3 protein-coding genes are annotated in these 3,007 nt (G+C 40.1%); all 3 read left to right on the plus strand.

The window, feature by feature from the left end; all coding sequences use genetic code 11:
- On the plus strand, nucleotides 1–147 hold a 147-nt coding region (locus tag E1176_RS03105), incomplete at its 5' end, for a Sec-independent protein translocase subunit TatA/TatB (protein WP_155209117.1).
- Between the two features lie 2 nt (nucleotides 148–149).
- A complete protein-coding gene (gene gatA / locus E1176_RS03110; RefSeq protein ID WP_155209118.1) occupies nucleotides 150–1,577 on the plus strand; it encodes an Asp-tRNA(Asn)/Glu-tRNA(Gln) amidotransferase subunit GatA in 1,428 nt (475 codons plus the stop codon).
- A gap of 93 nt (nucleotides 1,578–1,670) precedes the next feature.
- On the plus strand, nucleotides 1,671–3,007 hold a 1,337-nt coding region (locus tag E1176_RS03115; RefSeq protein WP_155209119.1), incomplete at its 3' end, for a lytic transglycosylase domain-containing protein.

Here is a 3,007-nt window from a genome sequence, read left to right on the forward strand (position 1 = left end):
TTGATATTTTTTGGGGCTAAGAAAATTCCTGAATTGGCACGTGGTCTTGGTCGCGGTATAAGAGAATTTAAAGACGCCACTAAAGAAATCAAAAAAGATATAGATGAGTCATCTTCTGTTGCTGAAGATGATAAAAAAAGCCACTAATCTTGAAAACATACACTTCTTTAAATCTTATTCAGCAAGATTTAAAAGATGGCTCGCTCACCTGTGTAGAGTTAGTAGATTACTATCTTAATAATATCGAGAAAAGTAAGCATCTAAATGCTTACCTGGAAGTGTATGCTGACGAAGCAAAAGCACTAGCTCGAGAAATTGATAAGAAGTTTGCTAATGGTACTGCCGGTAAACTGGCCGGAATGGTCGTTGCTACAAAAGACGTTCTGGCATTTGAAAACCATCACTTGCAAGCCGCGAGTAATATACTAGAAGGCTATAAGTCACAATATACCGGTACTGCCGTACAGCGACTTCTTGATGAAGACGCCATTATTATTGGTCGCAACAATTGTGACGAATTTGGTATGGGCTCCTCTAATGAAAACTCAGCTTTTGGCAGCACTTTAAATGCACAGGATGAAAATCGAGTACCGGGTGGTTCTTCTGGTGGTTCGGCAGTAGCCGTGCAGGCAGACACATGCCTGGTTTCTCTTGGCTCAGATACTGGAGGGTCAGTAAGGCAACCCGCAGCTTTTTGTGGAATTTTTGGCTTAAAACCGACTTATTCACGTATTTCCCGACATGGTCTTATCGCCTATGCATCATCATTTGATTGTATTGGCATATTAACAAAAAGTGTAGAAGATGCAGCCATTACGCTAGAAGTAATCGCAGGCAAAGATGATTTTGACAGCACGGTTTCTCAAAAAGAAGTGCCAGTCTATAGTCAGCAGCTAGAAATAAAAGGCAAAATTAAGATCGCTTACATCAAAGAAACACTGGAAGCTGAGGGACTTGATCCGAAAATTAAACAGCATTTAGAAGAAAAGTTATCTCTATTAAAAAAAGCTGGTCATGAGGTGGAAGCGGTAAGTCTGCCTACACTTGAATATATTCTTCCAACTTATTACATTCTTACCACAGCCGAGTCAAGCTCTAACCTATCGAGATACGATGGTGTGAAATTTGGCTACAGAACCCCTACCCCGGCAAACCTTGAGGCGATGTATAAAAAGACCCGATCAGAAGGTTTTGGGGCTGAGGTAAAAAGAAGAATTATGCTCGGAACCTTCGTTTTGAGTGCCAGTTATTATGATGCTTATTATAACAAAGCACAAAAAGTCCGTAGAATAATCAGAGAGCAGACCAAAGCTATTTTAAATGACTTTGATTTTATTTTAGCACCTACAACACCTACAACGGCCTTTAAAATTGGCGAACACACTAAAAATCCTTTAGAAATGTATCTGGCAGATTTATATACTGTTCAGGCCTCTGTTGCTGGTCTTCCTGCAATTTCGATACCTACTGGGTCAGATGAAGAAGGCATGCCGATTGGTCTTCAGGCGGTTGCTAACGATTTTGAAGAGGGGAAATTACTGGCTTTTTCAAAGCATCTAATGAATCTTAATAATTAAAGTTACGTTGGTTATCTAGCCTTTGCGTAACTTCATAAGCTATAGTGGCATAGGTTAAGTTTCACACAACTTATTTTAAAAATCAACTTGAGTATGAAAAACATCTTTTTAGTTTTTTTGCTGATTCAGCTGGCTCAGAATGCTTTCGCCAGCACCTTCTCTGATACACTCAAGACAGATTCTACCACTTATTACTTTGTAGAGTCTGATTACGAATACATTCCAGGAGATGCTAATTTTGATTTAATAGCAGATAGGTTAAGCTGCTTAAACAGTGAAATTCCCCTAAATTATAACACAAGAGTACACGCGTTTGTCAATTACTTCGCTGTAAAAGATCGTGAGTATACCAAAATGATCATCAAAAGGAAAAATGTATTCTTCCCTTTGTTTGAAAAGTATTTAAAAAAATACGACCTCCCAGATGAGCTGAAGTACCTATCCATTATAGAGTCTGGTCTCAATCCTTCAGCTGTCTCAAGTGCACGAGCTGTAGGCTTGTGGCAGTTTATGCCATCCACCGGGCGTTATTTTGGCCTTCATCAGGACTGGTACATCGATGAACGGATGGATCCGGAACAATCTACCGAGGCAGCTTGTCGCTATCTTAAGCAACTTTACAACATGTTTGGCGACTGGGAACTTGCGATTTCTGCTTATAACACCGGCCCTGGAAACATCAGAAGAGCTATAAGACGATCGGGCTATAAGAAGTCTTTTTGGGACATTTATCCTTACCTATACCGTGAAACGAGATCCTACCTGCCACAATTTGTTGCCATGATTTATGTTTTAAATTATGCAGAGGAGCACAATTTTCAACAAGAAGATTTGGAGTTTAGCATGGACGTTGACACGCTTCACATCAAGAATTACCTACACCTCGAGACCTTTGCTAACCAATTGAATCTCTGCATAGATGATCTTAAAAAGCTCAATCCGGGGCTCAAGAGAGGTGTAATTCCAGAAACAAGTAAAGGTATGCCGCTGCGTGTGCCTACTGATATAAAAGAATTATTGACCGACACTAGAGTAACTATCCTCGATAGTGCTTCTAAAGTGGGCAGAACGGAATTGCAACAATTGGCCACCAATGGAATAGGCAGCACTTATGGCAGAGAAAAATTCACACATATTGTTAGAAGTGGCGATGTGCTGGGTACAATAGCCGAGAGATATAAAGTCAGAATTTCTGACATCAGACATTGGAATAATTTGAGTGGCAATACAATTCGTATAGGTCAGAGATTATCTATCTGGCAAAAACCGGGATATCAACCTGCCCATGTTCAGATGAGCCCTAAAATAATGACCTCGGCAGATGGCTCTAAAATGTATACCGTGCAACCCGGGGATACTCTCTGGGATATATCCAGAAAGTTTGAAGGACTTAGCATCGAAAAACTAAAAACGCTCAATAAATTAGAGTC

Origin of the sequence: Fulvivirga aurantia, from assembly GCF_009711475.1 — a bacterium.
GTDB lineage: Bacteria > Bacteroidota > Bacteroidia > Cytophagales > Cyclobacteriaceae > Fulvivirga > Fulvivirga aurantia.